Consider the following 25913-nt stretch of genomic DNA (forward strand, 5'->3'; position numbering starts at 1 on the left):
TGAGTGCTGGGTTTTTTATTGTCTTAGTTTTTGGCGGCTTAACCATTAATGATAAACAATTGCCAATGATTAAGCTGTTGGTTTACTTTGGTACTGGTAAAGACTCATGCATCACATGTGAGTCATGAAAGTCATGGCAAGACATGCAGCTACTCGCAATGCGTTTAGGCTTTGGGCTATTGCCAGAATGACAGCGTAAGCATGATTGGCGGTCAGGCATTGCGACATCTGCACTGGAGTCAGACTCTTCTACGGCATGGCAAGACTGGCATTTTTGAGTTTGATGCGAAGCGTGATTAAAATGCGCCTTGCTGAACCAATCTTGGTTGATATTCAACGGCGCTACGTGCCATGGCAAGCCATCATCAGAATTGGTCTTAACTTTAGAATCAATCTTTACTTCTGTTTTAGTTTTAGCTTTAAAGTCATTTATCTCATGGCAATATGCGCAACCATCTGTTTTTAAAGACTCTGAGTAATGTGCAAGTTGTTTAGGTGCTTGAACCTTTAGGGCATTCATCACGTTTTGCTCTGAGCCATGCGGCACAGTGATGAGCGCCTCTGGAGGCCCCATTGTTAGCTGGTTGGCATGACACGTCATACAATCGCGATTATAAGAAACTGGTTTAAAGCGCATTTCCTTGCCTTCTTGCTGATGGCAATTTGTACACGTCATTTCGCGTACATCCCAAATGCCATTTGGCCCCTGAACTTTACCAAAATGCTGAGAGTGTGGAAATTTGATGCCTGACTTCTCGACTAGTCGTGCTTTATCAGTTTGTGAGATACGCTCAATTTTCTTCTCTTTATCCCCTGTTAAAAACGTGAGTTTAAAGGCAGGGTGATCACGATCAAAATCATGAATGTTCGTTAGCTTGGTATGGCTGTCAACCGCTTTAATATTGCCATGGCACCTCACACAAGTGCTGTTATCTTGTCGCGCCAGTGGATACGGCGACTTATGTTCGCGGTGACATTCAGCACAGCGTATGCCATCCATAAACAGCTTATTGTGATTAAATACTTGTTCTTGTAACTTTGGATTGGGAATATGTGGGGCAACATTACTATGACATTTTATGCAGGCTTTGTCGGTCACTTGTTGAGTTAATACCTCATGGCAATTAAAACATTGTGAGCCAAAATGCAGGTGTGAATTAGAAATATGTCCAGGGCTCCATGCACGGTCAAAGCCTAAAGGGAGCTTCGCCATTGTTGCATGGAGATTAGGAATCAGATTTTGCGCTAATGGTAATGCTAGAAAAATAAGTGCAATAAATGCTACTAGCGCTAGCGCTAGTCTTTTTTTAAAGGTTGATGCGCCTCGAAGTGGTTCGTGTGTTCGTGCTTTTAAGTCTTGGAAGTCATCGGGCAAAAGATGCACTAATGTTAATGACACTGCAATATTCACATCAGGCGGAGCAGGCTCGACCCTTAATTGAAAAGGGCCAATCATCACTTGCGTACCGTGCGTGAGTGCAATATTTTGTAATATCGCACCATCTACTTCAAGCTCACCATTGACCGCCACCAAATGCAGCTGTTCATCATCTAAGCGTTTGATCACGGCATGATGCATAGAAATACGCGGATCGAGTAAATGAATGCTACATTCGGCACCTCGTCCAATGGATAACTCTTCTGCGGTGAGAGTGCGATAGCTACGCACGGGCATGCCGCGCTTATTATGTGAAATTTTGATTAAAAGACAATTAATCATGACTTACCAATAAAGAAATACAGCAATGATATGCACTACCATGGCAGCTAGTAGGGCAACTGCAAAGGGTGTGTGAAAGTAAAGCCAAAAGCCAAGTCTGGCTCGGTACATTAAATCTTGTCTAGCGCGTTTGACTAAAGACTGTCGCCGCACCATGATGGAATATAGCTCGCGATACAACTTACGTTGCTCGCCAGTTAAATGGTTACCAAGTATTGTCAGTTTTTCTACGGCAACAGCGGTTGGACAATCTGGTTGATAGCCTCTTAGTTGCTCGAGTAAACCAGTGCCAATATAGGTTTCTCGGCATGCGCGATCTACCGTGAAGTTGATGTCGTCAGGCATGACTAAAGCAATCTGTCGAGCGAGCTTATCTGTTTCTGCAATCCGCAATAGCAGCCCATCTAAGCTATCTTCACCCATATTTTCGGTCATTAATCGCGGGTATATCATATATGCATAGTTGCCAAAAAAACCACTGATAACGACAATTATCAATAAAGCATAAGTGAGACTGTGAACATTGATACCAAAATGAAAGCCACTGTGGAGCGTGGCGGTGACTGTGAGTGCTGTACCTAGATAAATATGGGCGGATAACCATCCTTGTGTTGAGCCGCTACTTCGATAGCGACGTTTGCGCACACCATACCATGTCATCCAAAACACTAAAGCGGCCGAAACTGTGCCCAAACCATAACCCAGCCAGCTTCCACCATAATAACCAACAGCGGGTTCAAATAGCATATAGGCTGTTACCGCAATAGCGATGACGATGATGGCTAGCTTGAAGTAGCGATAGTTTTTGTAGTCGAATATATTGCCGCGCTGCATGAAGTTTCTCTAATTTCTGTCAGATTCAGTTAAAAAGACTTCATTTGTGACGCTGTCACTATTAGAGCCGCCAGCATAGTTGAGTAACTCTTCAGGGTTCACACGCAGAGCCGCGCCAACTGGGCAGGCACGGACACATACAGGGCCTTCTTTAATGTCTTTGCACATATCACACTTAACTGCAACTTTAGAGCCGCCGACGATAGGAACAGCTTTGGGCTGAATGCCCAATAAGATTTGCCATATGCTACGTTCAGGCTGGTCTTGTATCACCGCCATTTGAATCACATCATAAGGGCAATTTTGTTGGCAGTTGCCACAGCCAATACAGCTGTCATCGATGTAAACTTCGCCATGCGGTGCGCGGTGAATTGCATCAGGTGGGCAATCTTTCATGCAGTGCGGATGTTCACAGTGACGACATGAGGTTGGTACGCGAATGTTTGCAAAGATTGGCCCTGCATCTCTATCTAGCCTTGTTGCACCGCCGTGCGTATCAGCGCAAGCGTCTTCACAGTAGTTGCAGCGCACACAGAGTGACTCATCTATTAGCAATACATCAGTGGCTTCACCCACACCTTGTTGAATCAGAAATGAGATAAGATTTGATGGGGTTGATTGATTGCTTAATGAGCTTGGGTTGTCAGCAGGTTCGAGTTGCTGACGTTTTTCTTGCTCTTGCAAATGTTTAAGATAGCGCGCATCTAGCTCACTACGAATTTCTGGATTGCGCGCAATAATGTCACTCATTCTACTTGCATCAATCAATACGGCTTCTGTAGCTACGGCTGCTCGCACGGTCGCATAACGCGGTTCTCCAGAAACCAGAGACCATTCGCCCACATAGTTGCCTGCCGCTACGTAATAAAGTACAACCTCTCGACCACCTATGATGCGCGAAACAGTGACTGAGCCGCTTTGAATCAAATATAGCCCATCCGCTTGATCACCTTCATGGAATAACTCTTCACCTGCGGCAAAACTTTTCGGCGTTGCATGGCTCGCTAAATCATTTAGATCTTCTTCACTGAGTGTGAGACCAATACACACGTGTACAACCCACTTAATAGCCACTTCATTAAGTACGCGGCGCATGGATTGTACTGAATCAACGAGTTTTTGCATGACTCGTCTTGGCGTTTCTATCAACACGCATTTAGTACTGGCGCGAACTGTACCTGCTCTGCGGCGGCCTGACACAAGTGCCATTTCACCAAAGAATTGACCCGCATTAAGTTTAGCGTCTGGTTTATCGTCTTCATCAATTAATACATCTAATTCACCTTCGACGATAAAGAAAAAGGTGGTGCTGTAATCATTACGTTTAAAAATAATATCGCCAGGTTCTGGCTGCAAGATGTTGCTTTGCAGCACTAACTCACGTAGCTGCAAGGTCGTAAGCATTTTCAGCAATGGCACGCTTTTGCGTATTTTTTCCAACACATCATCTACGCCACGGTCATTGCAAAAGCTGGCGAACTTATCACGCAATAAAGCCGTATCAGCAGGTTCTACTGGGTTGCCTAAGATGTACTCAATGACTTCATAACCTTGATTAATCCCTTGTTTGATTAGCGGATAACCAGCCAGTGCACCAATGATGTAAAGACCTGGCACACTAGACTCATAATGTGAGGATAATGAAGGAAGGGCTGCATAGTCATCTGTTGGAAAACCTACGCCAAAGCCTTCAAGTAAAGGTCTTGAGGGCAGGGCACCTAGCCGCGCAATGACGCGGTGGCATGGAATGCGCTCTATGCCATTGGGCGTGTTGGCAATCACAGTGATAGGAAACTCACCTTTGGTATTCACTTCAATCGCTTGAGGTTTCGTTTCTAGCAACCAATCTAAAGCGCCTCTTTTTCGCGCCTCTGTTAGTTGGCTAAGGTTGCTTTCCTTACAATTGCTAAAGTCATCTGCGCGGTTGAGAATGATAATCTGGTTGCGCCCAGTAAGCGCGAGCGCATTTTCCACGCCGCTATCACCACCACCAATGACTACGATAGTTTCATCCTGATAAGCTTGTGGATCATCTAATTGATATTGCACTTGCGGGACATCGCCACCAGGAATCTCTAACTGCCGTAAGTTGCCTTGAACACCAATGGCTAGCACTACATGATCTGCGGTGATTTTGCTGCCATCAACTAGCTCTAATTCCAACCATTTTTCGCGGCGGTGTATCCCAATCACTTTTGAACCGTAACGAATATTTAAGTTGTAATCAATAATCGTCTTTTCCCACGTATCGAGTACGGTTTCGCGCAACGAGGCGGTAAAAGGTAAGGGGCTGCGAATAGGCAGCGCACGCGGCTCTGACATGACGAGTTTGCCACGAAGATAACTGCGAATAGTGCTCGCTGGCTCCTGTTCGGCTTCGAGCAGTAAGTAAGATAATTTTTGCTCAGTTGCACGCACAGCCGCGGACAATCCGCTTGGGCCAGAGCCGATAATAATGGTATTGAAATGCTCTAACATTGCGACTTGCTTGCTAATTACGTTTTTTGACATGACGCGGCGACCAAAATTAAAGTCTTAGAATATGTCTGACTGATATACGCTATTGTACGGAAAGTTAGCTTGATTATGACAAATCCATTCTGAAATTTTCACATAATTTATTTAAATCAGCTACCGAACGATAATGCAATATCTATCAAGCTAGAAGTTGCCAAAAGTTACTGGTTGACTTAAGAAACGGTAGTATTTTACGGTTTGAATGTTACGTTTTAGTAAAATTTTTACTAAAATATGATGCATAGATAGTGTCATATATGCCGTTATAAGTCAAAATTTGAAGATTTCTTTCATGGCATGCTTGCTTACTATTCTTAATAGTAACTACACATCATTTCCACTTCATTTTTTGACCCCATAATGACGGGAACTCTTTGATGAAGCGCGCTAGGTTTGATGTTCACAATTCTTTGGCGGCCACTAGACGATAGTCCGCCAGCCTGTTCAATAATAAAGCTCATTGGATTGGCTTCATACATTAAGCGTAATTTTCCACCTTTATCTTTTAGCTTGCTATCTATTGGGTACATAAAAATTCCACCGCGTATTAAAATTCTATGAACCTCCGCCACCATGGATGCAACCCAGCGCATATTGAATTGCTTGCCTCGGGGGCCATCTAGACCTTTTAAGCAATCTTCAATATAGTTTTTAACTGGCGTTTCCCATGACTTTTGATTAGACATATTGATTGCAAATTCATGCGTATTTTCTGGAACACGCATATTGAGGTGGGTTAGATAAAACTCACCGACATCGTTATCCAGGGTAAACCCATTCACGCCAAAGCCAGTCGTAATCACCAGCATTGTTGAAGAGCCATAAAGTGCATAGCCTGAACATACTTGCGTGATACCAGACTGCAGATAATCTTTTACTTTAGGATTATCCACACCTTCAGGACAACGGAGTATAGAGAAAATTGTGCCTACCGATATATTCACATTGACGTTAGAAGAGCCATCTAGTGGGTCAAACAACAGCAGATATTTGCCACTTTTACGAAGATTGACTGGAATTTCATAGGGCTCATCCATCTCTTCTGAAGCCATTCCAGCGTAATAGCCAGCAACCTGATTCACCTCAATAAAAATATTGTTGGTAATCACATCAAGCTGCTTTTGCGTTTCACCTTGAATGTTTTCAGATTCAAGGCTACCCATAACACCCGTTAAGGCGCCTTTGCAAACGGCTCTAGAGATTGATTTACAGGCGGTTGCAATGTCATTCAATAGCAGTACAAATTCGTCATCATGAATACCGCGTAGCCGCTGCTCATCTAATAAGAATTGTGAAAATGTTTGTTTTTCCATGTCGAGGGCCTTTTTAGTAGAGTTATTTTCTAGCTTAATTGCACGCTACCACCAGCCCTCAAATTGCAAACCTAAAGTAGCACCATGATTCGCGCCACCAAATACGCTGGTTGGGGCTAACGAAGAAACTGCGGCATCACTAGAACCTATTGCCGCAGCGCTGGCAGCATCATTCCATTGAGCATAGGTACAGAAAAGTCTAAGCTCAGGGCGTGACCAAAAGTTACTTGCAATCGCCCATGATGGGGCAATAGTAAGTTTAGTTAGTCGGCGAGTTTCTCCGCCTGAAGGTGACACCCAATCCTGACCTAACTCAGCTTGCATTTTAAAATGCTCTGTTACGCCATAACTCACACGACCACCTAAAGATGTCCAAGTCTGGTTACCAGTATTAGAGGTATCTTTCTGATACACTGCAGTCACTTGACCACCTAGCTTAGGGGTAATCTGCGCATACAAACCGTCAACAACACGAAAGCGCTTTACATCGGTTCCATTATCAATAGAACCCGTGCCACCTAAACCAATACCAGGGCCAACACCATATTGCACAGCCAGTTTATTATTGCCATCGCCCATCATGTTGCTTTGTCTATGTTGTACAGTGATAGCCCAGCCTGCATCGCCTGTTGTTGTATGGTTACTTTTAGGAATATAACTTAACCCAAACTCTAATTGTCCATCAGGGTTAACATCTAGCCCACGTAGCTGAAAGTCATGTCGTGTGCTTAGGAGTTTTTGGTCTTGATTATCTTCGCGAAATAACGCATAACTTAACTTAAGCTTACCAACATTCACATCTTCAATACCTGCGCCTAGTCCTTGTGGGTTCCAGTAGAAAAAGTCGGTGATATGAACGTCTTCACGTTTGTAATAACGGCGACCAGCCCATAAGTTACCGCCATTTAACAGTGATATTTTGTCCCAGCTTAAGTAAGACTGAGCAAATCTGAAGTCACTACTTGAGTCATCAAGCATTTTCTTACTCGTTAACGGTTGGTACCCAGCGAGCATGACATGTGCATTGATTGACGAACTATCTGAGAACTTATTGAGCTCTTGACCCAGCATTAACTCAGCATAAATTTCACATTCGTTACCCATGCGATACTTAGCTGCAGCACCTGCTAGTTTAAAGCATGCAGCAGAGCTGCCTTCAGTATTGACGCCAGCTTGAGCACGAATGTAGGGTGAAATATCTAGTGCCGTTGCAAAATTTGAGCCAAGCAGTAACCCTACAGCTGCTATGCAGCTGAAAAATTGTTTAATCATGATGTTATTTCCTGTTTATTTAGTTTTAATAGTTGAAGTGTTTTTCATGCAAGTTTTAAGCGACAGCAACTTGAGAAATAGGCTTCTTAAATAGAACGAGTAATACAGTCGTCAGCAATGTGCCCGACACAATGGCAGCGATATACGCTAACAATGGGCTCACTGCATTGGGAATGGCGAGAACAAAAACCCCGCCGTGAGGTGCGTGCAATTCACAGCCAAAATACATAGACATTGCACCAGTTAAAGCCGCACCAGCAACACATGATGGAATGACACGCAATGGATCGTTGGCGGCGAATGGGATTGCGCCTTCGGTAATAAACGACAAACCTAAAACAGCAGATGCCTTTCCTGCAATCTGTTCATCTGCAGTGAATCGATTTTTAGCCACAAAGGTAGCCAATCCAAGCGCTAGAGGAGGCACCATGCCTGCAGCCATTACTGCAGCCATCGGCAAGAAGGTATTACTGGCAAGCAGACCAACACCAAAGGTATAGGCGGCTTTATTGACTGGGCCACCCATATCAACCGCCATCATGCCACCTAATAAAAGTCCGAGTAATACCGCGTTTGCCGAGCCAATATTTTTTAAAAAGCTGGTAAGTCCATCCATGATCGCTTTTGCTGGCTCGCCAACTACATAAATCATGAATAAACCAACTAGTAATGTTGATAATAGCGGGATAATTAATACAGGTTTTAGTCCTTCAAAATGAACTGGCAACTTGATGTTGTCGCGCATCCAAAGTGCTACATAACCTGCAAAAAAGCCAGCTAGAATCCCACCTAAAAAGCCGGCTTGCAGTTGGCTTGCTAACATTCCTCCAATCAAACCTGGTGCTAAACCCGGACGATCCGCAATAGAGTAGGCAATGAAACCTGCAAGTACCGGAATCATCAATGCGAACGCTGCGCCGCCGCCGATACTCATCAACGCTGCGGCTAATGTGCCTTTTTCTTTAAATGCCTCGATACCAAAAATAAACGACAGTGCAATTATCAAGCCGCCAGCAACAACCAAAGGCAACATATAAGACACACCTGTTAATAAATGTTTGTAAACACCACTGGCCTTTTGTGTGCTTTTAGCAGTTGTTGCAGCGGCAGTCTGTGCTGTTTGTTTAGGTGCAGAAAAAGCTTCCTGAATCACTTTATCTGTTTCTTTTAATGCACGGCCAACTGAAGTTTTATAGACTATCTTACCTGCAAAGCGAGCATCGTCCACATGCGTATCAGCACCAATCACCACGACATCCGCTTCTGCAATTTCTTCATCAGTTAATTGGCTTTTAGCGCCAACAGAGCCTTGTGTTTCAACGCGAATATCGCAGTTATTAGTCTTAGCCCATTTTTTCAAAGCCTCTGCGGCCATAAAAGTGTGCGCTATGCCTGTTGGGCAGGCAGTAATGGCGACAATTTTTTTACGTGCTGTTGAGTTGTCTGGAGCTTCAACTGCTGGCGCTGCAACGGTAGATTTAGCTGCTTGAGTTTCAGTTAATGCAAGTGCAGCTTCTAGCACTTGCTCAGTATCTCGAATCGCATCACTGGTGCTGACTGCATGTATTACTTTTCCTTCGAATCGGTTCATTTCGAGATGCACATCAGATGCAATAATTACAATCTCTGCAGTTCGAATCTCTTCTTCGCTTAAGGTATTTTCACCACCAGTTGCACCTCGGGTCTCAACCCTTATGCTGTGCCCCATCGTAATTGCCGTTTTCTTTAATGCTTCTGCTGCCATGTAGGTATGCGCAATACCTGTGGGGCATGCTGTTACCGCAATAATATTAGCCATTTTGCTTCTCCATTGAACATTAAGCGTGGGATAGTTCTAATCGACTATTTTCCGCACACTGATTTGTTGCATATAGGATTCGAGCACTTGCGTTTCTGCCAGTTTAGGACCGAGCTGGGTTAAGGCACCCATAGCGGTTGCTGTAGATAATCTGGCACAATCTTCAAGTGAAAATCCCTTTATTTTGGCCGCTATAAATCCAGCAACCATTGCGTCACCCGCACCAACCGTACTCTTTACTACAATCGGCGGCGGTACTGCTACTGCTGATTCAGCGCCACTTACAAACATGGCACCGTCTTTACCCATCGAGATAATCACATACTCAATGCCTGTATTCACTAACGTTCTAGCTGCGTTTAAAACATCTTGCTCAGTGGTTAACGTTCTTCCTAGCAATTCTTCAAGTTCAGCAATATTCGGCTTAATGGCATACGGCACTTCATGTATCGAATCTCTTAAAGCCTCGCCGCTTGTGTCTAACACGACATGTTTACCTGCATTTTTTAGATACTTAATTACTGCCGCATAAAACTCGGTTGGGATGCCACTTGGAAGGCTACCTGATAATACAAACCAATCATGGTCAAATACCAGATTATGAATTTTCTTTTTTAGATCAATAAGATCCTGCTCGGTGGGTGACTGTCCAGAGTAATTTACATCGGTGATTGTTTTCTTTACTTCATCGATAATTTTGACGTTAACTCTAGTTCTACCAGGGATACGCACAAAGTGATCTGTCATATTTTTTTGATTAAACAACTTCTCAAAAATTGAGGCATTATCAATTCCAATAAAGCCTGTCACAGATGTGCTGAAACCTAAATCTGCTAAAAAAGAAGCGACATTCACGCCTTTTCCACCTGGGTCAGATTGCTCCCAGCTCACGCGATTCACTTCTCCTGCAGTAAAGTTTGAAATTGCTACACTTTTATCAATGGCAGGGTTTAAAGTAATTGTTGCGATATTGCTTAATTGCACCATTTCGGTCTCCATGTATGCTGTACGAATATTTAATGCAAACTGATTAAAGCGCGCGGACTTCTGTGGCTGTAGAGCAAGACAATGCTCGCTTGGCTAATGCAACACTCTCTGCATATGACATCTTTCTTACTTTAGCTTTAACGGCGGCCACACTAGGAATGCTCATGCTAAGCTCAGTTACACCAAGGCCAGTTAAAATGGCTGCACCTTTTGGGTCACCCGCAATGCCACCGCAAACGCCTACCCAAATGCCTGCGGATTTAGCAGCTTTTACAGTTAGGTCTATCATGCGCAATACCGCTGGATGTAAGGCATCTGCTTGGCGAGATAAACTAGGATGCAACCTATCCATTGCTAATACATACTGTGTCAGGTCATTCGTACCCACTGAGAAGAAATCCACATGACGAGCTAGTTCTGGTGCCATCAGAACTGCAGACGGCACTTCTATCATGATGCCGATTTCAATTGGGTTGGCATTCATCTCTTTACGCACTTCTTCGGCCATGGCTTTAGCTGTTAGCAGTTCTTCAACGGTGGCAATCATAGGAAACATAATTTTGATTGGGCCTGTCATGCCAGTACGATAGATAGCACGTAGTTGCGGCCTGAATAAGTCAGGTCTGGCTAAGCATAAGCGAATACCACGTACACCTAAAAATGGATTCTGCTCACTGGGAAGGGATAGGTAGGGCACTTCTTTATCGCCACCAATATCCAGTGTTCTAATGATAAGCGGCAGACCATTTAAAGCTTTAGTCATCTCACAATAGGATGTGTACTGCTCTTCTTCACTTGGCGGTTCTGCACGCTGTAAAAATAAAAACTCAGTACGTAATAAACCAATACCTTCTGATCCAGCATTCACGGCTTGTTCGGCTTCAGCAGCAGAGCCAATATTGGCTACCACCTCAACACGATGACCATCAGTCGTCATGGCCGGCTCATAGCAAGCAAGATTTTCAGCTAAACGCTGAGCTTGTTGATCTTGTTGTGCGTTGCATGCAATCACAAGGTCGTCTTCACTTGGATTTAAATATAAATTACCTGAATGACCGTCTAAGATTGCAATGACGCCATCTTGATGGTTAAGCACAGCAGGGCCAGCGCCAACAATGGCTGGAATATCAAGCGAACGAGCGATGATAGCTGTATGTGAAGTTGGTCCTCCAGCAGCGGTGCAAATACCAAGTACCATTTTTGGATCAAGTTTAGCTGTGTCAGAAGGGGATAAGTCCTCAGCTACTAATATGGCTGGTGTCGTCATGGCGGTGGGCGACTCTTCTAAAGCATCTGACAGTAGTCGTAATACTCTGCGCCCAATATCTAAAATATCATTGGCGCGCTCTTTCAATAAAGCATCTTCTAAACCAGCTACTTCAGAGGCTCTTTTGCCATAGCTGTCGCGCCACGCCCAGCCTGCACTATGCCCAATGCTAATGTTGTAAATTGCGGCTTCGAGTAAATCTGGGTCAGATAAAAATTCTATGTGGGCTAGAAAAATTGCAGCATGTGCAGCGCCGCTACGTTCTTTGACTTCATCATGTAAGTTTTGTAATTGTATTTTTGCCGATGCAATGGCATGGTTTAGGCGAGTCTCTTCTATTTCTGGAGATTGTGCAGTTACTGCAACAACAATTTTCTCATGACGGAAATGACGAATTGGACCGATCGCAATACCAATTGAACCTGCAATACCTGCGATTGGTGGCGCTGCAAAATTTAATAGCACTTGCGATGTGCTAATTGGTAACGCATGTCCAGATTCAGCTTCATCTTCTAAACCTAATTTCACTGCATCAACTAAGGCTTTTAATGCTGAGTCTTCATCGCTACCACTCACCATAATACGAATAGTTACACGCTTATTAGCGCCTAACTTTAATAGCGAAACTAGGCTTTTACCATTGGCAATTTTACTGCCATGGCGTACACGTATTTCTGATTGAAACTGCTTAGCAATTTCCACAAACGCAGTAGCAGGGCGGGCATGCAGACCACCATCACTGTTTAATTCAACATCAATCGATTTCTCAAAGTCATCAATATGTGCGTTGTTGCTTGCATTACTTTCGATTGCTTGAGTGTTGCTGTCACGTGATTTTGTTAAGCATTCAACGATGTCCATCGCATTTGTTGTTTTTGCTAGGCGCTGAATAATCGTCTCATCGTCCAAAACGTCAGTTAAGTTTGCAAGTAACTCAATGTGTTCATCAGACCGTGCGGCAATACCCACCACTAAGTAGACAACTTCTCCACTATTCCACTCTACGCCTTCAGGAAACTGCGCAACGGCGATACCTGTTTGTAAAATTAATTCTCTATCTTTTGGTAGGCCATGTGGAATTGCAATGCCATTCCCCAGATAAGTATTTGCTATCTTTTCGCGTTGCTGCATGCTGTCTGAGTAGGCGGCTTGCATATTGCCATTGGCCACTAATAAGCTGGCAACCAATTTAATAGCCTCTGATTTGTTGCTTGCCTGCCCACGTAACTGAATGCTTTGAATACCTAACTGAATCATCACGGTCTCTCCTAATTTATTACATTAGCGAAAAATTATTTGCGCTACTTTTATTATCAATAATACTTAAGTGCCACTTGCAAACATCATGGTAATTTTTGCCGTTTTTGCTGCATCAATTGCTTCCTGATTCAAACCATGATTTACAATCCATTTTGAAACTGCACCTAAGCTGACAATTGGCGCGTAAGATTCCTGTCCCCATTTAGAGCTATCAACTAATGCACATACTTGCTTGCTATGCTCAATAACGGCACGCTTAACCACAGCTTCCACATGGTTTGAATTACCCCAGCCTTGCGCCTGATTGACTGCAACTGAACCCATAAAGAACGTATCAATGTGTAGGTTGTTAATTTGTGCTAATGCGATTGGACCAACCGTACTCAACGCATTCTGATAAACGTCACCACCAATCAATTGCACGTTATAGGGTGTTTGCCCAGCTAACTCAGAGGCAATTGTCAGGCCATGCGTCACAATTTGTAGATGAGTGACATTTGGCAAACCTTGTTTAATTGCACGCGCCATTTCTAGTGTTGTAGTACCAGCATCTATGTAAATAGTTTGTCCGCTTTTAAGTAAAGTGGTCGCCATTCTGCCGATTGCCTGCTTTTGAATTTGCTCATATTCAAGTCGTTGTGAGTAATTAACATCACTATTGAGTAAAACTGCGCCGCCATGAACGCGCCTTAATAAACCACGCTTTTCCAAAGTGTGGAAATCACGTCGCAAAGTCATTTCAGAAAGATTAAATTGCTCAGCTAGCTGTCTGGTGCGACATTCACCTCTTGCATGCAATACAGCGGTAATCATTTCTAATCTGCGTTCTGCCAAATGATCTTTCATCACCAACTCCTTAAACCTTAATGTTATTAAACAAAACGATTAGTTAATCGTTTTGCTATTAAACACGTAATGTTAAATATGCACTTGCTTAAATGTTACTTTGTTTCATTAGTAAACATAATCGCACATTATCGAACATGTTGCAAAATGTTTTTTCACTAAAATTTAATATTTTTACAATAAATATTAAATTAATATTTAAAAACAGTAGGTTGAGTATTAATTTAAATCGAGATTTAACAGGTGAAGTTGTTTGTAATTCGTTGGTAATGATGTGTAAATGAACATTTCAATCGGATATTAATGCTAATTAGCTATAAGTTGACTGGCATAAACAGCTAAATATTAATCTAAAAATTGTTAATTTGCAGGGTGAGGACGAAACATTCTAAGTGGTGTAAAGTTTAACCGTAACATTGTTAGGTAGTTAAAACGTTTAGTTGGATGTTAAAGGCTTAAGACGTAAGAGGGCAGAAAGTAAGGTTATCTTTTTGCAAAGCTAAAGCCATCACGCCTATCGATGGCTTTATAGGTCACTATTTTAACTGACTCATTTTTTTCTCATCAGCATTAGCTTTTTTAGTGTCTTCATCGATATGGCGTTTGAAATACAAAGCAAACCAAACACACATTCCTAAAATAAAGACAATAACGGCAAGGCTTTGCAGACCATAATCGGTAGAAAAAAGATTGATGAGCAATTGCATGATGAATACCCTTTCAGCTGAAATTAACAAAGCTAGATTGATTAGCTTCCTGTTGTTAATATGCGCTTCAAGGTCTTTACTTGCATTGATACAGGTCAAATCGCCTTAACATTGATAAGGCGATTTCTAAGTGGGCTTAGTGCATGATGAACTAGTCAAACTTTACTTAAGCATCGCGACCCAACACACGGTTTTTGGCTTGATGAGATTCAATGATGTTTTTTGCGATTAAGGGCAATACGCCAACAAATATCAGAATAAAAGCGAGCGCTACAACTCCAATAACACTTCTAGGAATGAATCGCAGCCAGTGCGCGTATTCCTGCTGGTTTGGAATCATATCTAGCATGCGTATGCAGCCAATCGCATAGCCGAGTAGCATTGCCCAAGCAGTATCGCTAATACGAGATTGCTCAAGCCATAAGCCAGCCAAATAAATCAGCCAGAAAATCCCTAGCAAAATGGCTAGCCACTCAATTCCACCATCTTTAAACGCTATGGCATGCGCTACAAAAGATAAAAACCAAATCACAGCGAGCCAGATGACCCAGAGCGTTGTGATTAGGCCTTTAGGCATTACTCTACGCCTTGACTCGCCAAGTAATCTTCGTAGTTGCCAGTAAAGTCTACAATGCCATCCGCTTTAATTTCAATGATGCGCGTCGCGATTGAGCTTACAAACTCACGGTCATGGCTGACAAAGAACAGGGTGCCTTTGTATTTATCTAAAGCCGTGTTTAACGCTTCGATAGACTCCATGTCCATATGGTTAGTTGGCTCATCCATCAGCATGACATTGGTTCTAGCCAGCATCATTTTGCCGTAAAGCATGCGGCCTTTTTCACCACCAGAGAGTACTTTAACTGATTTTTTAGTGTCATCACCACCAAATAGCAAACGGCCTAGCATGCTGCGAACCACTTGGTCATCATCACCAGGTTGTCTGAACTTTGTCATCCAATCAAACAATTCTTCACCATCTTCAAATTCGTATTCATGGTCTTGCGCAAAGTAACCGATATTGGCTTTCTCTGCCCATTTTACTTCACCAAATTTAGGCTGCAAATCACCTGCCAAGCAACGCAAGAAGGTTGTTTTACCAATACCATTCTCACCAATAATGGCGACTTTTTCACCCGCTTCAAACATCATATCCACATCGTTAAATAGCGGTTTGTCAAAGGCATGGCTGAGTTTTTTCAACTCAACTGCATTGCGGTAAAGTTTCTCACGTTCATCGTAGTCAAAGCGAATGAATGGATACTGGCGGCTTGAAGGTTTAAATTCTTCAATTTTAATTTTATCGATTTTCTTGGCACGGCTAGTAGCCTGCTTAGCTTTAGAGGCATTGGCAGAGAAGCGGCGTACAAAATCTTGTAAATCCGCCACCATTTGTTTGGCTTTATCATTATCTTTGGTTGCTTGCGCACGCGCTGCGGTGCTGGCTTCCATGTAATCATCATAGTTGCCTGGATACATCGAAATTTTGCCATAATCCATGTCGCAAGTATGCGTACATACTTGGTTTAAAAAGTGACGGTCATGCGAAATAATGACCATGGTGCAATCACGATTGTTCAGCACATCTTCTAACCAGCGAATGGTATTAATGTCCAAGTTGTTGGTTGGCTCATCCAGTAACAAAATGTCTGGGTTAGAGAACAGCGCTTGCACAAGCAATACACGTAATTTCCAACCTGGTGCAACAGCGCTCATTAATCCATTATGCTGCTCAATAGGAATACCTACGCCCATTAACAACTCGCCAGCACGTGCCTCAGCTGTGTAGCCATCATACTCAGCAAATACGCCTTCTAACTCAGCCGCACGCATGTAGTCGTCTTCGGTTGCCTCTAAGTTTGCGTAGATGGCATTTTTTTCTACATTAGCATTCCACATTTGCTCATGCCCCATCATCACGACGTCGAGTACACGCTGATCTTCGTAAGCAAATTGATCTTGTTTCAAAAACGCCATACGTTCATGGCTATCAATTGAAATATTGCCTGCGCTTGGTGTTAAAACGCCCGCCAGCACTTTCATGTAGGTTGATTTTCCGCAACCATTAGCACCAATTAAACCATAGCGGTTGTTGTCGCCAAATTTAACGGAAACGTTTTCAAAAAGCGGCTTTGCGCCAAATTGCACGGTGATATTGTTGCTAATTAACACGGTTGAATCCTTAAGTGTATTTCTTAAAAGTTTACTTTTTAAAAGTATAGATTTTCTAGACTAAAATGTATTGCTAATCACGACTTCATTCATGGCTAGTTGGCCGCTACGTGGCTGCGCTTCTTTTAACGCTTTACCTACTACCACGAACATGGTTGGTGTATGGTCGGCAGGCAGATTAAGTAATTTACCCACAGCATCAAAGTCAAAACCATCCATAGGGCAGGTGTCATAGCCCATTTCTTTTGCCGCGAGCATAATCGTCATCGCAGCCATGCCACAAGAGCGCATGGCTTCATCACGCTGAAGCTGATTGTTATTTGCGTAATAATGACCAATCATTGGTACTAAAATATCTGAAGCCGCTTTAGGTGCATTTTTCCAGTAGCGTTCAGGCTGTTTTTCCCATGCTTTTAAATCTGCGGTTAATACAATCAGCAAAGAAGCTTCTTCCACTTGCGCTTGATTCCAGCTCACGGCACGTATTTGGTGACGTAATACAGCATCTGTGACTAACACAAAGCGCCAGTTTTGAATATTAAACGCTGTGGGTGACAGCATGGCTAAAGTCATTAACTGATCAATTTCAGTTTGCGTCATTTTATGATGCGGGTCAAAACTCTTGACTGAGCGACGTGTTTCAATCGCGGTATTCACGTTCATTTAATATACTTTCTTTGAAGAGATTCAGTCATTAATAACTAGGTAATTAATGGCTAGAATCTCTAGATTTAAATTGCCAGCTGGGCGTTGCCAACTGACTGTTTCACCAACCTTGTGTCCAATTAACGCCTTTGCAATTGGCGAAACCCAGCTGACTTTATTTAATGCAATGTCTGCTTCATCCTCACCTACAATAGTGAAGTAATGAGCCTTACCTTCTTCATCTTCAACATTCACCGTCGCGCCAAATAGAACTGTTTCTTTTGACTGTGTAGCTGGGTCGATTAAAATCACACTTTCCAAACGGGTTTCTAAATAACGCAAATCTCGCTTTAAAGGTGCCAAAGTTTGCTGCGTGACAGGGTCATCTTTATTAGGTAGCAGCGCTTGTTGTTGCTGTTCTAAAGCAGTGGCTTGCGTTTGTAACTGCGCTAAGCCAAATGGAGTGACATAGTTAGGAAACTCACTTACCCGACGTTCAGGTAAATCAGTGCCAGCTCTTTCTACATCATCCTCTTTGACAAAGCCGCGACTCAAGTTATTCCCATTCAATCGTTGCTGGTGGTTTGCCAGAAACGTCGTATACCACACGGTTAATGCCACGCACTTCATTAATGATGCGGTTTGAAACGCGACCTAAAAGTGAGTAGGGTAGTTCCGCCCAATGTGCCGTCATAAAGTCGCTAGTGACCACTGCGCGTAACGCCACAACGTAATCATAAGTGCGACCATCGCCCATTACGCCTACAGACTTTACTGGTAAGAACACAGTAAAAGCTTGGCTAGTCAGTTCATACCAAGTTTTGCCGGTTGCTTCGTCTTTGGTATTGCGTAGTTCTTCGATAAAGATTGCGTCGGCACGACGGAGTAAATCAGCAAAGTCTTTTTTGATTTCGCCTAAAATACGTACGCCTAAACCTGGTCCTGGGAACGGGTGACGATATACCATATCAGCTGGCAAGCCAAGCGCTACGCCAAGTTCACGTACTTCATCTTTAAATAAGTCGCGTAGCGGCTCTAATAATTTCAAGCCTAATTGCTCAGGTAAGCCGCCTACGTTGTGATGGCTTTTAATCGTCACGGCTTTTTTAGATTTTGCGCCACCAGACTCAATCACGTCAGGATAAATTGTACCTTGTGCGAGGAATGTTGCACCTTTATGGCCGCCAGTGCCAGCTTTGAGTTTAGCTGCTTCATCTTTAAATACTTCTACAAACTCACGACCAATAATTTTGCGCTTAGCTTCTGGGTCGCTCACTCCCGCTAAATGCCCCATGAACTGATCTGCCGCATCAACGCGAATTACGTTCACATTTAAGCGACCTGCAAACATCTCCATCACCAAATCACCTTCATTCAGACGAAGTAGGCCATGGTCAACAAACACGCAAGTAAGCTGATCGCCAATTGCGCGATGAATCAATGCTGCAGCTACACTAGAATCTACACCACCTGATAAACCAAGAATGACTTCCTCATCGCCGACTTGTGCTTTGATTTTTGCCACAGCTTCAGCAATGTAGTCGCCCATAATCCAGTCAGATTTGGCGCCACAAATATCTAACACAAAGCGGTTAAGCATGACTTGACCTTGCTTAGTGTGTGTCACTTCTGGGTGAAATTGTACGGCGTAGAATTTACGTGTTTCGTCAGCCATTGCTGCAATTGGCGTAGTGTCATTGCTAGCAATCACTTTAAACCCAGCTGGTATTTCAGTCACTTTATCACCGTGACTCATCCATACATCAATAAAGCCATGGCCTTCAGCATTTGTACTATCTTGAATGTCGCGGAATAGGGCTGAGTGGCCGCGAGCGCGCACTTGTGCGTAACCAAACTCACGTTTATGGCCAGCCTCTACTTTACCGCCGAGTTGCTGCGCCATGGTTTGCATACCGTAACAGATGCCCAACACAGGTACACCAAGCTCGAATACAGCTTGGGGAGCACTGTCAGACTCTTCTTCGTAAGCACTAGCATGGCTACCTGAAAGGATGATGCCATCAGCACCAAAGTTACGTACAAACTCGTCAGACACTTCACATGAGTGAATTTCGCAATACACGTGCGCTTCGCGTACGCGTCGCGCGATAAGTTGAGTGACTTGAGAGCCGAAATCTAAAATGAGGATTTTTGAGTGCATAGCGTGCGCTTAATGGAGAAGGTTAAAAAAATAAGAGTGGTTAAAATAACCACTCTTATTTCAAGCAAGGTTGTTTAGTCAACGCGGTAGTTTGGTGCTTCTTTTGTAATCTGCACATCATGCACGTGAGATTCACGCATGCCAGCAGAAGTGATTTGTACAAACTCAGCTTTATTGCGCATTTCGTCAATAGTTGCACAGCCTACATAGCCCATAGAAGCGCGTAAACCACCCATTAGCTGATGAATCACTGCAAGTGAGCTGCCTTTGTAGGGCACGCGACCTTCGATGCCTTCAGGAACTAGTTTATCTGCACCGCTATTCGTGTCTTGGAAGTAACGATCGCTAGAGCCTTTTTGCATTGCGCCGATAGAACCCATGCCGCGATACGATTTATATGAGCGGCCTTGGAATAACTCGATTTCGCCTGGCGCTTCTTCCGTACCTGCAAACATACCGCCTAACATCACGCTATACGCGCCAGCTGCAAGTGCTTTTGAGATGTCACCAGAGAAACGAATGCCACCATCTGCAATAAAAGGCACACCAGATTTTTCAAGCGCTTTGGCCACATTGGCAATCGCACTGATTTGTGGAACTCCTACGCCAGCCACGATACGTGTTGTACAGATTGAACCTGGTCCAATACCTACTTTAACGCCATCAGCGCCAGCATCTACTAACGCTAAGGCAGCGCTTGCAGTAGCAATGTTGCCGCCAATGACTTCAATGTGAGGGAAGTGTTTTTTAACCCATGTCACACGGTCTAGTACGCCTTGTGAGTGTCCGTGAGCGGTATCCACTACAATCACGTCAACACCTGCTTCAGATAAGGCTGCAACACGTTCTTCAGTACCTTCGCCCACACCAACAGCCGCACCAACGCGCAATCTACCTTGAGCATCTTTGCATGCGAGAGGATGGTCTGTTGATTTTTGTATATCTTTAACAGTAATCAGCCCTTTAAGTGTATCTTCAGCATCAATCACTAAAACACGCTCTAAGCGATGTTGATGCAATAAACGAATCACTTCATCTTTAGGCGCGCCTTCACGCACGGTCACCAATTTATTTCTTGGTGTCATGATGTTTTTAATTGGCTGATCAAGGTTTGTTTCAAAGCGTAAATCGCGATTGGTCACAATACCAACGATTTTGCCGTTATCTACCACTGGAATGCCAGAAATTTTATGCATGTGATTCAGTTCAAGCACATCACGCACTGTCATGTGACTTTGAATCGTAATCGGATCATTCACTACGCCAGATTCAAAACGCTTTACACGCGCAACGTGAGCAGCTTGTTTCATGGCTGTCATGTTCTTGTGAATAAAGCCTAAACCGCCTTCTTGTGCTAATGCAATAGCCAGTGGCGCTTCGGTCACAGTGTCCATAGCCGCTGATAAAAGAGGAATATTTAATTGAATGTTGCGAGTGAGTTGAGTGGCGAGTGAAACCTCGCGTGGCAGCACATTAGAGTAAGCTGGCACTAATAAAACGTCATCAAACGTAAGAGCTTGTTGCAGTAAACGCATGCGAAAATCCTTGTACCCAAAACGAAATTATACAGATTTAAGGCAAAAGGCGCGAGTGTTAGCTATAAAAATTCTTAAATTGTTAAATACTGTTAGCTGCATATTCATCAGTGATTAATGCTTGTATCATCAATTTTGAAATATTTTACAAAATTGATGATAGTTATGAAAGTTAAGCGCCAAAAATTAACTGCACGAGAAATCATTGACAGATTAACTGTTGATGATAAAACATCAGAGCCTTATTACAAGCAACTGATTCGTCATATCGTACACTTGATAGACACTGGAGAAATCGCTCACGGCTTGGGTTTGCCATCTGAGAGGGATTTGGCTGATGCGCTGAACTTAAGTCGTACCACTATTAAGCGTTGTTATGACGAGCTTAGGCAAGCTGGCTTGTTAAGCGCAAATGGTAGAGGTGGAACCTCAGTGAATAAACCGCTTGGAATGAGCACTCCATTGGGTCGCTTAAAAGGCTTCACTGAAGAAATGCTAGAAATGGGAAAAACGCCTTCTAGTAGACTTGAAAGCCATGACGTAATCTCAGATAGAACAATTGCCTCTATTTTTCAGAGGCCTTCTAATGCATCATTCTTGCGCTTAGTACGGGTGAGGCTGGCAGATGAAGTGCCTATGACGAGAGAAGTTGCTTGGTATGATTTAGCTGTAGCGCCGAAGTTAGCTGATTGGGATGCGAAAGGCTCAATTTATGCTTTTCTGCAAGATGTGTGTGAAATTAGGCTAAGCTGGGCAGAGCAGTCGATGGAAGCCATGCTAAGCTCAGAAGTCGAAACCAAAACGTTTGGTTTTGAGGAAAGCGCACCATGTTTACTCCAAAAGCGACGTATATATTCGGGCGAAAATAAATTGATAGAGTACGTTGAAGGGGCATTTAGAGGCGATGCATACATTCATCATATGAAGCTGGATGTTAAGTACGATTAAATATATCCTGTAGCTCGATTTAATTTATTCAGCATGCTTCAAATAAAGCTTGCTTGAACGAATAACTGGCAATACTATTATTTTAAATGAGTAGTATCAGCAATGCGTTGAGCTAAACTGCAAAGTAGTTACCTAAAGGATAGGCTATGAGATTACGTATTTTATTATTATGTGTTGTTTTATTGCCGACTTTAGCTTCGGCCGAAATCTACAAATGGAAGGATAAAAATGGTGTCATTCGTTATAGCGATGTGCCGCCACCTTCTAACGTAAAGCAAGAGGCCTTGTATGGTAAAAAAATTGCGAAGCCCACAGGTCTTGCGCCTTTAGCTCCTGTTGAGGGTGATGTGACTGCAGCACTTAATCGCGATAAGGCGGCAACTTTAGCCAAAGATAAAGCTAAGTCTGATGGAAAAGCTGTTGATGCTAAAACTAAAGATGACAAGGCGCCGTTAAGCAAAGAAGACGCTGCACAAAAACGTGCTCAGGATGCTGAAAAACAAAAGCAGGTTGATCTACAAAAGAAAGCCGAATTAGATACTAAACAAGCGAACTGTACTGCGGCAAAACAAAACTTAGCGACATTTACGAATGGTGGCAGAATTGCAAAAACCGATGAAAACGGTAATAAGCAATATTTAGGTGATGCTGATATTGGTCAAGGCAAAGCGGATGCGCAAAGAGATGTAGAAAAGTATTGCGATTGAAGTGTATATTCTGGTAGAGAGAGCCACTCATTCCAGTTCAAAATCGCCCCCATAACTACACGAAGCTACCATTTAAATTTACTACCGCTAGAGAGTAACTCCCCCTAAGCGGTCCAATAGTCTTAGCCGTTATCAGGACTTGGCACATTGCTGAATGGCAAAGATGACTTAATAACTTATATCGAAGTTTAAGCTGACTTTATTTTTTTAGAGTTTTATTATCATAACTCTGTCGAGATGCTTCTATATTTGGCCATTCATTAGTCATCCAATTTACTAAATTTTTTACTGGAATCAAAAAACCTTGACCACGCTCGGTCAGCGTATATTCAACTTTTGGTGGTACTTCAGGGTAAAGATGACGGGTAACAATACCGTCTCTTTCAAAATTTTTTAGCGTTGTTGATAGCATTCTTTGCGAAATTCCGCTTACACCGCGCTGTAATTCAGAGAATCGTAAGCAGTTATTGTCTGCATTCGCCAATTCGACGATAACAAGCATGCTCCATTTATCCCCCAATCTAGATAATAAGTCTTGAACTGGACAACCCCTGTGGTCTTGGCTTGAGTCTTTATCTATATTGTTTTCTGCGTATTTCATCACTTACCTTTACGTAACCAAGTAAACAAAATGTGCCTTCTTGTTTTCAATTTAGTAATTATATATTATTAGGTTACTTTTTTATACTAATGAGGAGATAAAATGTCACATACCGTTCTAAACGTTGAAACCAGTCCACTTGGCGATTACTCTGTATCGCGCAAACTGTCTGCAAAAGTTCTCGCTGAGCTCAAGGAAAAGTATGTGGAAACACAGATAGTAACGAGAGATTTAACCACATCGCCATTGCCGCATTTAAGTGGTTTAACCGTGGGTGCGTTCTTTACGCCACCTGAACAACGTAATGAGGCACAAATTGAAGCGCTTAAACTTTCTGATGAGCTGGTTGATGAATTATTCGCAGCTGATATAGTTGTGATCGGAGCACCTATGTGGAATTTTGGTATTCCTTCGTCACTAAAAGCGTGGATAGATCATATTGCACGTGCTGGTCGTACATTTAAATACGGCGCAAATGGGCCAGAAAGTTTATTGCCTCCTGGTAAAAAAGTCTTTATCACATCTTCACGCGGTGGTGTTTATACCTCTGGTCCAATGGAAGTGATGGACCATCAAGAGTCTTATCTAAAAGCAGTTCTAGGATTTATTGGTTTACACGATGTTACATTCATCCGTGCTGAAGGTGTAGCAAAAGGTGAAGATGCTGTAAAAAATGCAATGGAGACAGCAGATGGACAACTTAAAAAAGCCATTAAGCTTATTGCCTAAGTACAACTCTTAAGCGCCATAGTTATTCAATTATTAATAGATTAAATAACGTATCTTAAGTTACGTTGTGCTGATTTTGGAGTGATAAACATGTTAAATATAGCTGAAAGAAAAGAAACCTTAGAACGTAAGGTTCTCCATAGAACTAAAGGCCATCAACATGGACCAGTCACTCGATTGGTGAGCCCGGGAGATTTGGGTGAACTTATTAAGCCATTTGTGTTTTTAGATATGTTTAACATGGATGCCAGCAGAGAAAATCTATTCGGTTATCATCCACATTCTGGCATCGTGACCGTGACCGTTATTATTGAAGGTAATGTGAAATATGAGGATTCAACAGGTAAAGCTGGATTATTGACGGCAGGCACTGTCGAATGGATGCAGGCGGGCGGTGGTGTATGGCACACTGCTGATCCAGTACCTCAAGTGGGAACACGTTTGCGAGGCTTTCAGCTTTGGCTTGCACTACCAGCAGCGATTGAGAATGCTGAACCTGAAAGCCTTTACATTGAGCCGCACGAGATACCAAAAACTGGCCCAGCTAGAGTGATTATTGGTGAGTATCAGGGTGTCAGTAGCCCGCTACCAAAGATAGCGTCAATAACTTATCTGCATGTTAGCTTGGCTGATGGAGAACAATGGACGTTTGATCCCCCAGCAAATCATGATGTGCTATGGATAGCGCTTAACGAGGGTAGTGTTCGTGTTTCTGGTGAGCAGCTATCGAATGAAATAGCAATCTTTGATTCAAAATCGACTTCACTGACTATTGAAGCGCAAGGGTCTGTTAGCTTTGTGCTTGGTTCAGCAGAGCGGCATCCTCATCCATTAATTACAGGTAGCTACTCGGTGCACACTACTGAAGATGCACTGAGAATAGGCGAAGAAGGCATTAAAAAGGTAGGAAAAAGACTGAAAGCTGAAGGACGTATTTAAATTGATAGCCACCGAATTAAAATCTATTCATAAACTTAAGTTTGTTGATGCTTGCAAATTACCTACGAAATGGGCTAATTTTACCTTACATGCTTTTTTGGAGAGTGACACTGGAAAAGAGCATTTAGTGCTCACTTTGGGCAAACTCTCAAGTGATAGCCCTGTCCTTGTAAGAGTACATTCCGAATGCCTGACTGGTGACGCTTTATTTAGCCAGCGTTGTGACTGCGGAGCTCAGTTGAAAAAAGCTATGCAAAACATTGCTGCACAAGGTAGCGGGATGGTTGTTTATTTACGCCAAGAAGGTCGTGGTATTGGTTTGTTAAATAAAATTAAAGCTTATCATTTACAAGATGAAGGTGCTGATCAGTCAATATTATTGAAAATTGTAGACAGGTTAAAATATATGTGTAATAGTATCAGCTACACAGTAATAAATAAACAATTATGCCAACTAGTTCTCGCTTTGCCGTTGCCGTTCATACACTTGTCTCCATTGCAGTGATGGGAGGTAAGCCAGTACGTTCAGAAGATATTGCCCATTCAGCTAATACTGGTGCAGTGGTCATTCGTAGATTGTTATCGCAATTGAATAATGCGGGACTGACGACCTCTCAAATGGGCGTGGGCGGTGGTGCTTTACTAGCAAAACCAAGTGAGAACATTCTACTTCTAGATGTTTATGAGGCAGTCGAGGATACTGAAATATTTACTTTACATCGTGAGGCGCCTTTCGAGGGTTGTGCGGTTGGCGGGAATATACAAGAAGCCATTCAACCAACTTTAGAAAAAGCGCGATTGGCATTGGAGAGTGAGCTTTCAAAAGTCACTATCGCTGATATTGCCTCAGAAGTGGCAAGGTTAGGGAAGTTCACACTTCCTTTGGTGTGGTAGGACCTTTTTTTATAGCAATATGTAACTATGTAATTAACACACAAACTTAAAGCAGCAGGTC

22 protein-coding genes and 1 pseudogene are annotated in these 25913 nt (G+C 43.0%); 6 read left to right on the forward strand and 17 right to left on the reverse strand.

What is annotated here, in order from left to right:
* Nucleotides 1–82 precede the first annotated feature (82 nt).
* The 16 genes from PSU78_RS10340 to guaB form a co-directional block, all read right to left on the reverse strand.
* The gene (locus PSU78_RS10340; RefSeq protein ID WP_300387677.1) at nucleotides 83–1720 is read right to left on the reverse strand and encodes a cytochrome c3 family protein; all 1638 of its coding nucleotides are present in this window, start codon (nucleotides 1718–1720) and stop codon (nucleotides 83–85) included.
* Nucleotides 1721–1723: 3 nt separating this feature from the next.
* Nucleotides 1724–2554 (reverse strand): hypothetical protein, encoded by an 831-nt coding sequence (locus tag PSU78_RS10345; protein ID WP_300387678.1) that lies wholly within the window; start codon nucleotides 2552–2554, stop codon nucleotides 1724–1726.
* Nucleotides 2555–2563: 9 nt separating this feature from the next.
* Entirely contained in the window at nucleotides 2564–5065 is a 2502-nt protein-coding gene (locus PSU78_RS10350; protein WP_300387680.1) for a cyclic nucleotide-binding domain-containing protein, read from the reverse strand.
* Between the two features lie 320 nt (nucleotides 5066–5385).
* Nucleotides 5386–6384 (reverse strand): class 1 fructose-bisphosphatase, encoded by a 999-nt coding sequence (locus PSU78_RS10355; RefSeq protein WP_300387682.1) that lies wholly within the window; start codon nucleotides 6382–6384, stop codon nucleotides 5386–5388.
* Nucleotides 6385–6429: 45 nt separating this feature from the next.
* On the reverse strand, nucleotides 6430–7656 hold the full coding sequence (locus PSU78_RS10360; RefSeq protein WP_300387684.1) for a carbohydrate porin: 1227 nt from the start codon (nucleotides 7654–7656) through the stop codon (nucleotides 6430–6432).
* A 55-nt stretch (nucleotides 7657–7711) separates the two neighbouring features.
* The gene (locus PSU78_RS10365) at nucleotides 7712–9454 is read right to left on the reverse strand and encodes a PTS fructose-like transporter subunit IIB (RefSeq protein WP_300387686.1); all 1743 of its coding nucleotides are present in this window, start codon (nucleotides 9452–9454) and stop codon (nucleotides 7712–7714) included.
* A gap of 36 nt (nucleotides 9455–9490) precedes the next feature.
* Nucleotides 9491–10453 carry a 1-phosphofructokinase gene (pfkB, locus tag PSU78_RS10370; protein WP_300387688.1) on the reverse strand — a complete coding sequence of 321 codons (963 nt, stop codon included), beginning with the start codon at nucleotides 10451–10453 and terminating at the stop codon, nucleotides 9491–9493.
* Between the two features lie 31 nt (nucleotides 10454–10484).
* Nucleotides 10485–12965 carry a phosphoenolpyruvate--protein phosphotransferase gene (gene ptsP, locus PSU78_RS10375; protein WP_300387755.1) on the reverse strand — a complete coding sequence of 827 codons (2481 nt, stop codon included), beginning with the start codon at nucleotides 12963–12965 and terminating at the stop codon, nucleotides 10485–10487.
* A 66-nt stretch (nucleotides 12966–13031) separates the two neighbouring features.
* Nucleotides 13032–13814, reverse strand: coding sequence for a DeoR/GlpR family DNA-binding transcription regulator (locus PSU78_RS10380; protein WP_300387690.1), 783 nt, complete (start codon nucleotides 13812–13814; stop codon nucleotides 13032–13034).
* A gap of 536 nt (nucleotides 13815–14350) precedes the next feature.
* Nucleotides 14351–14521: a DUF3149 domain-containing protein gene (locus tag PSU78_RS10385; protein WP_300387692.1), complete on the reverse strand. Its 171-nt coding sequence runs from the start codon at nucleotides 14519–14521 to the stop codon at nucleotides 14351–14353.
* A gap of 166 nt (nucleotides 14522–14687) precedes the next feature.
* A complete protein-coding gene (locus PSU78_RS10390) occupies nucleotides 14688–15098 on the reverse strand; it encodes a hypothetical protein (protein WP_300387694.1) in 411 nt (136 codons plus the stop codon).
* Nucleotides 15098–16693 carry an ABC-F family ATPase gene (locus PSU78_RS10395; RefSeq protein WP_300387695.1) on the reverse strand — a complete coding sequence of 532 codons (1596 nt, stop codon included), beginning with the start codon at nucleotides 16691–16693 and terminating at the stop codon, nucleotides 15098–15100. Before PSU78_RS10395 ends, PSU78_RS10390 begins: the two co-directional genes overlap by 1 nt.
* Before the next feature lie 60 nt (nucleotides 16694–16753).
* Nucleotides 16754–17356 (reverse strand): nitroreductase family protein, encoded by a 603-nt coding sequence (locus PSU78_RS10400; protein ID WP_300387697.1) that lies wholly within the window; start codon nucleotides 17354–17356, stop codon nucleotides 16754–16756.
* A gap of 24 nt (nucleotides 17357–17380) precedes the next feature.
* Nucleotides 17381–17893, reverse strand: a complete 513-nt coding sequence (locus PSU78_RS10405; protein WP_300387699.1) for a GreA/GreB family elongation factor — start codon at nucleotides 17891–17893, stop codon at nucleotides 17381–17383.
* 1 nt (nucleotide 17894) lies between these two features.
* On the reverse strand, nucleotides 17895–19499 hold the full coding sequence (gene guaA / locus PSU78_RS10410; RefSeq protein WP_300387701.1) for a glutamine-hydrolyzing GMP synthase: 1605 nt from the start codon (nucleotides 19497–19499) through the stop codon (nucleotides 17895–17897).
* A 74-nt stretch (nucleotides 19500–19573) separates the two neighbouring features.
* Nucleotides 19574–21034, reverse strand: a complete 1461-nt coding sequence (guaB, locus tag PSU78_RS10415) for an IMP dehydrogenase (RefSeq protein WP_300387703.1) — start codon at nucleotides 21032–21034, stop codon at nucleotides 19574–19576.
* A 165-nt stretch (nucleotides 21035–21199) separates the two neighbouring features.
* Between guaB and PSU78_RS10420 the strand changes: the two genes are divergently transcribed.
* Both PSU78_RS10420 and PSU78_RS10425 read left to right on the forward strand, forming a co-directional pair.
* Entirely contained in the window at nucleotides 21200–21982 is a 783-nt protein-coding gene (locus tag PSU78_RS10420; protein WP_300387705.1) for a GntR family transcriptional regulator, read from the forward strand.
* Nucleotides 21983–22128: 146 nt separating this feature from the next.
* Nucleotides 22129–22689: a DUF4124 domain-containing protein gene (locus PSU78_RS10425; protein WP_300387707.1), complete on the forward strand. Its 561-nt coding sequence runs from the start codon at nucleotides 22129–22131 to the stop codon at nucleotides 22687–22689.
* A gap of 199 nt (nucleotides 22690–22888) precedes the next feature.
* Here the strand turns inward: PSU78_RS10425 and PSU78_RS10430 are convergent, their stop codons facing one another.
* Nucleotides 22889–23290, reverse strand: a complete 402-nt coding sequence (locus PSU78_RS10430; RefSeq protein WP_300387710.1) for a helix-turn-helix domain-containing protein — start codon at nucleotides 23288–23290, stop codon at nucleotides 22889–22891.
* 102 nt (nucleotides 23291–23392) lie between these two features.
* Here PSU78_RS10430 and PSU78_RS10435 point away from each other — a divergent pair, with 102 nt between their 5' ends.
* From PSU78_RS10435 to PSU78_RS10450, 4 genes and pseudogenes are all read left to right on the forward strand, one after another.
* On the forward strand, nucleotides 23393–24019 hold the full coding sequence (locus tag PSU78_RS10435) for an FMN-dependent NADH-azoreductase (protein WP_300387712.1): 627 nt from the start codon (nucleotides 23393–23395) through the stop codon (nucleotides 24017–24019).
* Nucleotides 24020–24109: 90 nt separating this feature from the next.
* Complete coding sequence (locus PSU78_RS10440) at nucleotides 24110–24958, forward strand: pirin family protein (RefSeq protein ID WP_300387714.1); 849 nt, start codon at nucleotides 24110–24112, stop codon at nucleotides 24956–24958.
* 25 nt (nucleotides 24959–24983) lie between these two features.
* Nucleotides 24984–25325 (forward strand): annotated as a pseudogene (ribA, locus tag PSU78_RS10445) (GTP cyclohydrolase II RibA); the annotation flags it as partial.
* Between the two features lie 80 nt (nucleotides 25326–25405).
* Nucleotides 25406–25852 carry an Rrf2 family transcriptional regulator gene (locus tag PSU78_RS10450; protein ID WP_300387718.1) on the forward strand — a complete coding sequence of 149 codons (447 nt, stop codon included), beginning with the start codon at nucleotides 25406–25408 and terminating at the stop codon, nucleotides 25850–25852.
* Nucleotides 25853–25913 lie beyond the last annotated feature (61 nt).

Origin of the sequence: Methylotenera sp. (genome assembly GCF_029945705.1) — a bacterium.
Taxonomy (GTDB): domain Bacteria; phylum Pseudomonadota; class Gammaproteobacteria; order Burkholderiales; family Methylophilaceae; genus Methylotenera.

Coding starts and splice junctions, on each gene's coding strand:
- ptsP (WP_300387755.1), bottom strand. CDS start 12,965: ATGATTCAGTTAGGTATTCAAAGCATTCAGTTACGTGGGCAGGCAAGC.
- PSU78_RS10390 (WP_300387694.1), bottom strand. CDS start 15,098: ATGCCTAAAGGCCTAATCACAACGCTCTGGGTCATCTGGCTCGCTGTG.
- PSU78_RS10360 (WP_300387684.1), bottom strand. CDS start 7,656: ATGATTAAACAATTTTTCAGCTGCATAGCAGCTGTAGGGTTACTGCTT.
- PSU78_RS10365 (WP_300387686.1), bottom strand. CDS start 9,454: ATGGCTAATATTATTGCGGTAACAGCATGCCCCACAGGTATTGCGCAT.
- PSU78_RS10435 (WP_300387712.1), top strand. CDS start 23,393: ATGTCACATACCGTTCTAAACGTTGAAACCAGTCCACTTGGCGATTAC.
- PSU78_RS10420 (WP_300387705.1), top strand. CDS start 21,200: ATGAAAGTTAAGCGCCAAAAATTAACTGCACGAGAAATCATTGACAGA.
- PSU78_RS10380 (WP_300387690.1), bottom strand. CDS start 13,814: ATGAAAGATCATTTGGCAGAACGCAGATTAGAAATGATTACCGCTGTA.
- PSU78_RS10440 (WP_300387714.1), top strand. CDS start 24,110: ATGTTAAATATAGCTGAAAGAAAAGAAACCTTAGAACGTAAGGTTCTC.
- PSU78_RS10430 (WP_300387710.1), bottom strand. CDS start 23,290: ATGAAATACGCAGAAAACAATATAGATAAAGACTCAAGCCAAGACCAC.
- PSU78_RS10355 (WP_300387682.1), bottom strand. CDS start 6,384: ATGGAAAAACAAACATTTTCACAATTCTTATTAGATGAGCAGCGGCTA.
- PSU78_RS10345 (WP_300387678.1), bottom strand. CDS start 2,554: ATGCAGCGCGGCAATATATTCGACTACAAAAACTATCGCTACTTCAAG.
- guaB (WP_300387703.1), bottom strand. CDS start 21,034: ATGCGTTTACTGCAACAAGCTCTTACGTTTGATGACGTTTTATTAGTG.
- PSU78_RS10450 (WP_300387718.1), top strand. CDS start 25,406: ATGCCAACTAGTTCTCGCTTTGCCGTTGCCGTTCATACACTTGTCTCC.
- PSU78_RS10340 (WP_300387677.1), bottom strand. CDS start 1,720: ATGATTAATTGTCTTTTAATCAAAATTTCACATAATAAGCGCGGCATG.
- PSU78_RS10425 (WP_300387707.1), top strand. CDS start 22,129: ATGAGATTACGTATTTTATTATTATGTGTTGTTTTATTGCCGACTTTA.
- pfkB (WP_300387688.1), bottom strand. CDS start 10,453: ATGGAGACCGAAATGGTGCAATTAAGCAATATCGCAACAATTACTTTA.
- guaA (WP_300387701.1), bottom strand. CDS start 19,499: ATGCACTCAAAAATCCTCATTTTAGATTTCGGCTCTCAAGTCACTCAA.
- PSU78_RS10385 (WP_300387692.1), bottom strand. CDS start 14,521: ATGCAATTGCTCATCAATCTTTTTTCTACCGATTATGGTCTGCAAAGC.
- PSU78_RS10350 (WP_300387680.1), bottom strand. CDS start 5,065: ATGTCAAAAAACGTAATTAGCAAGCAAGTCGCAATGTTAGAGCATTTC.
- PSU78_RS10400 (WP_300387697.1), bottom strand. CDS start 17,356: ATGAACGTGAATACCGCGATTGAAACACGTCGCTCAGTCAAGAGTTTT.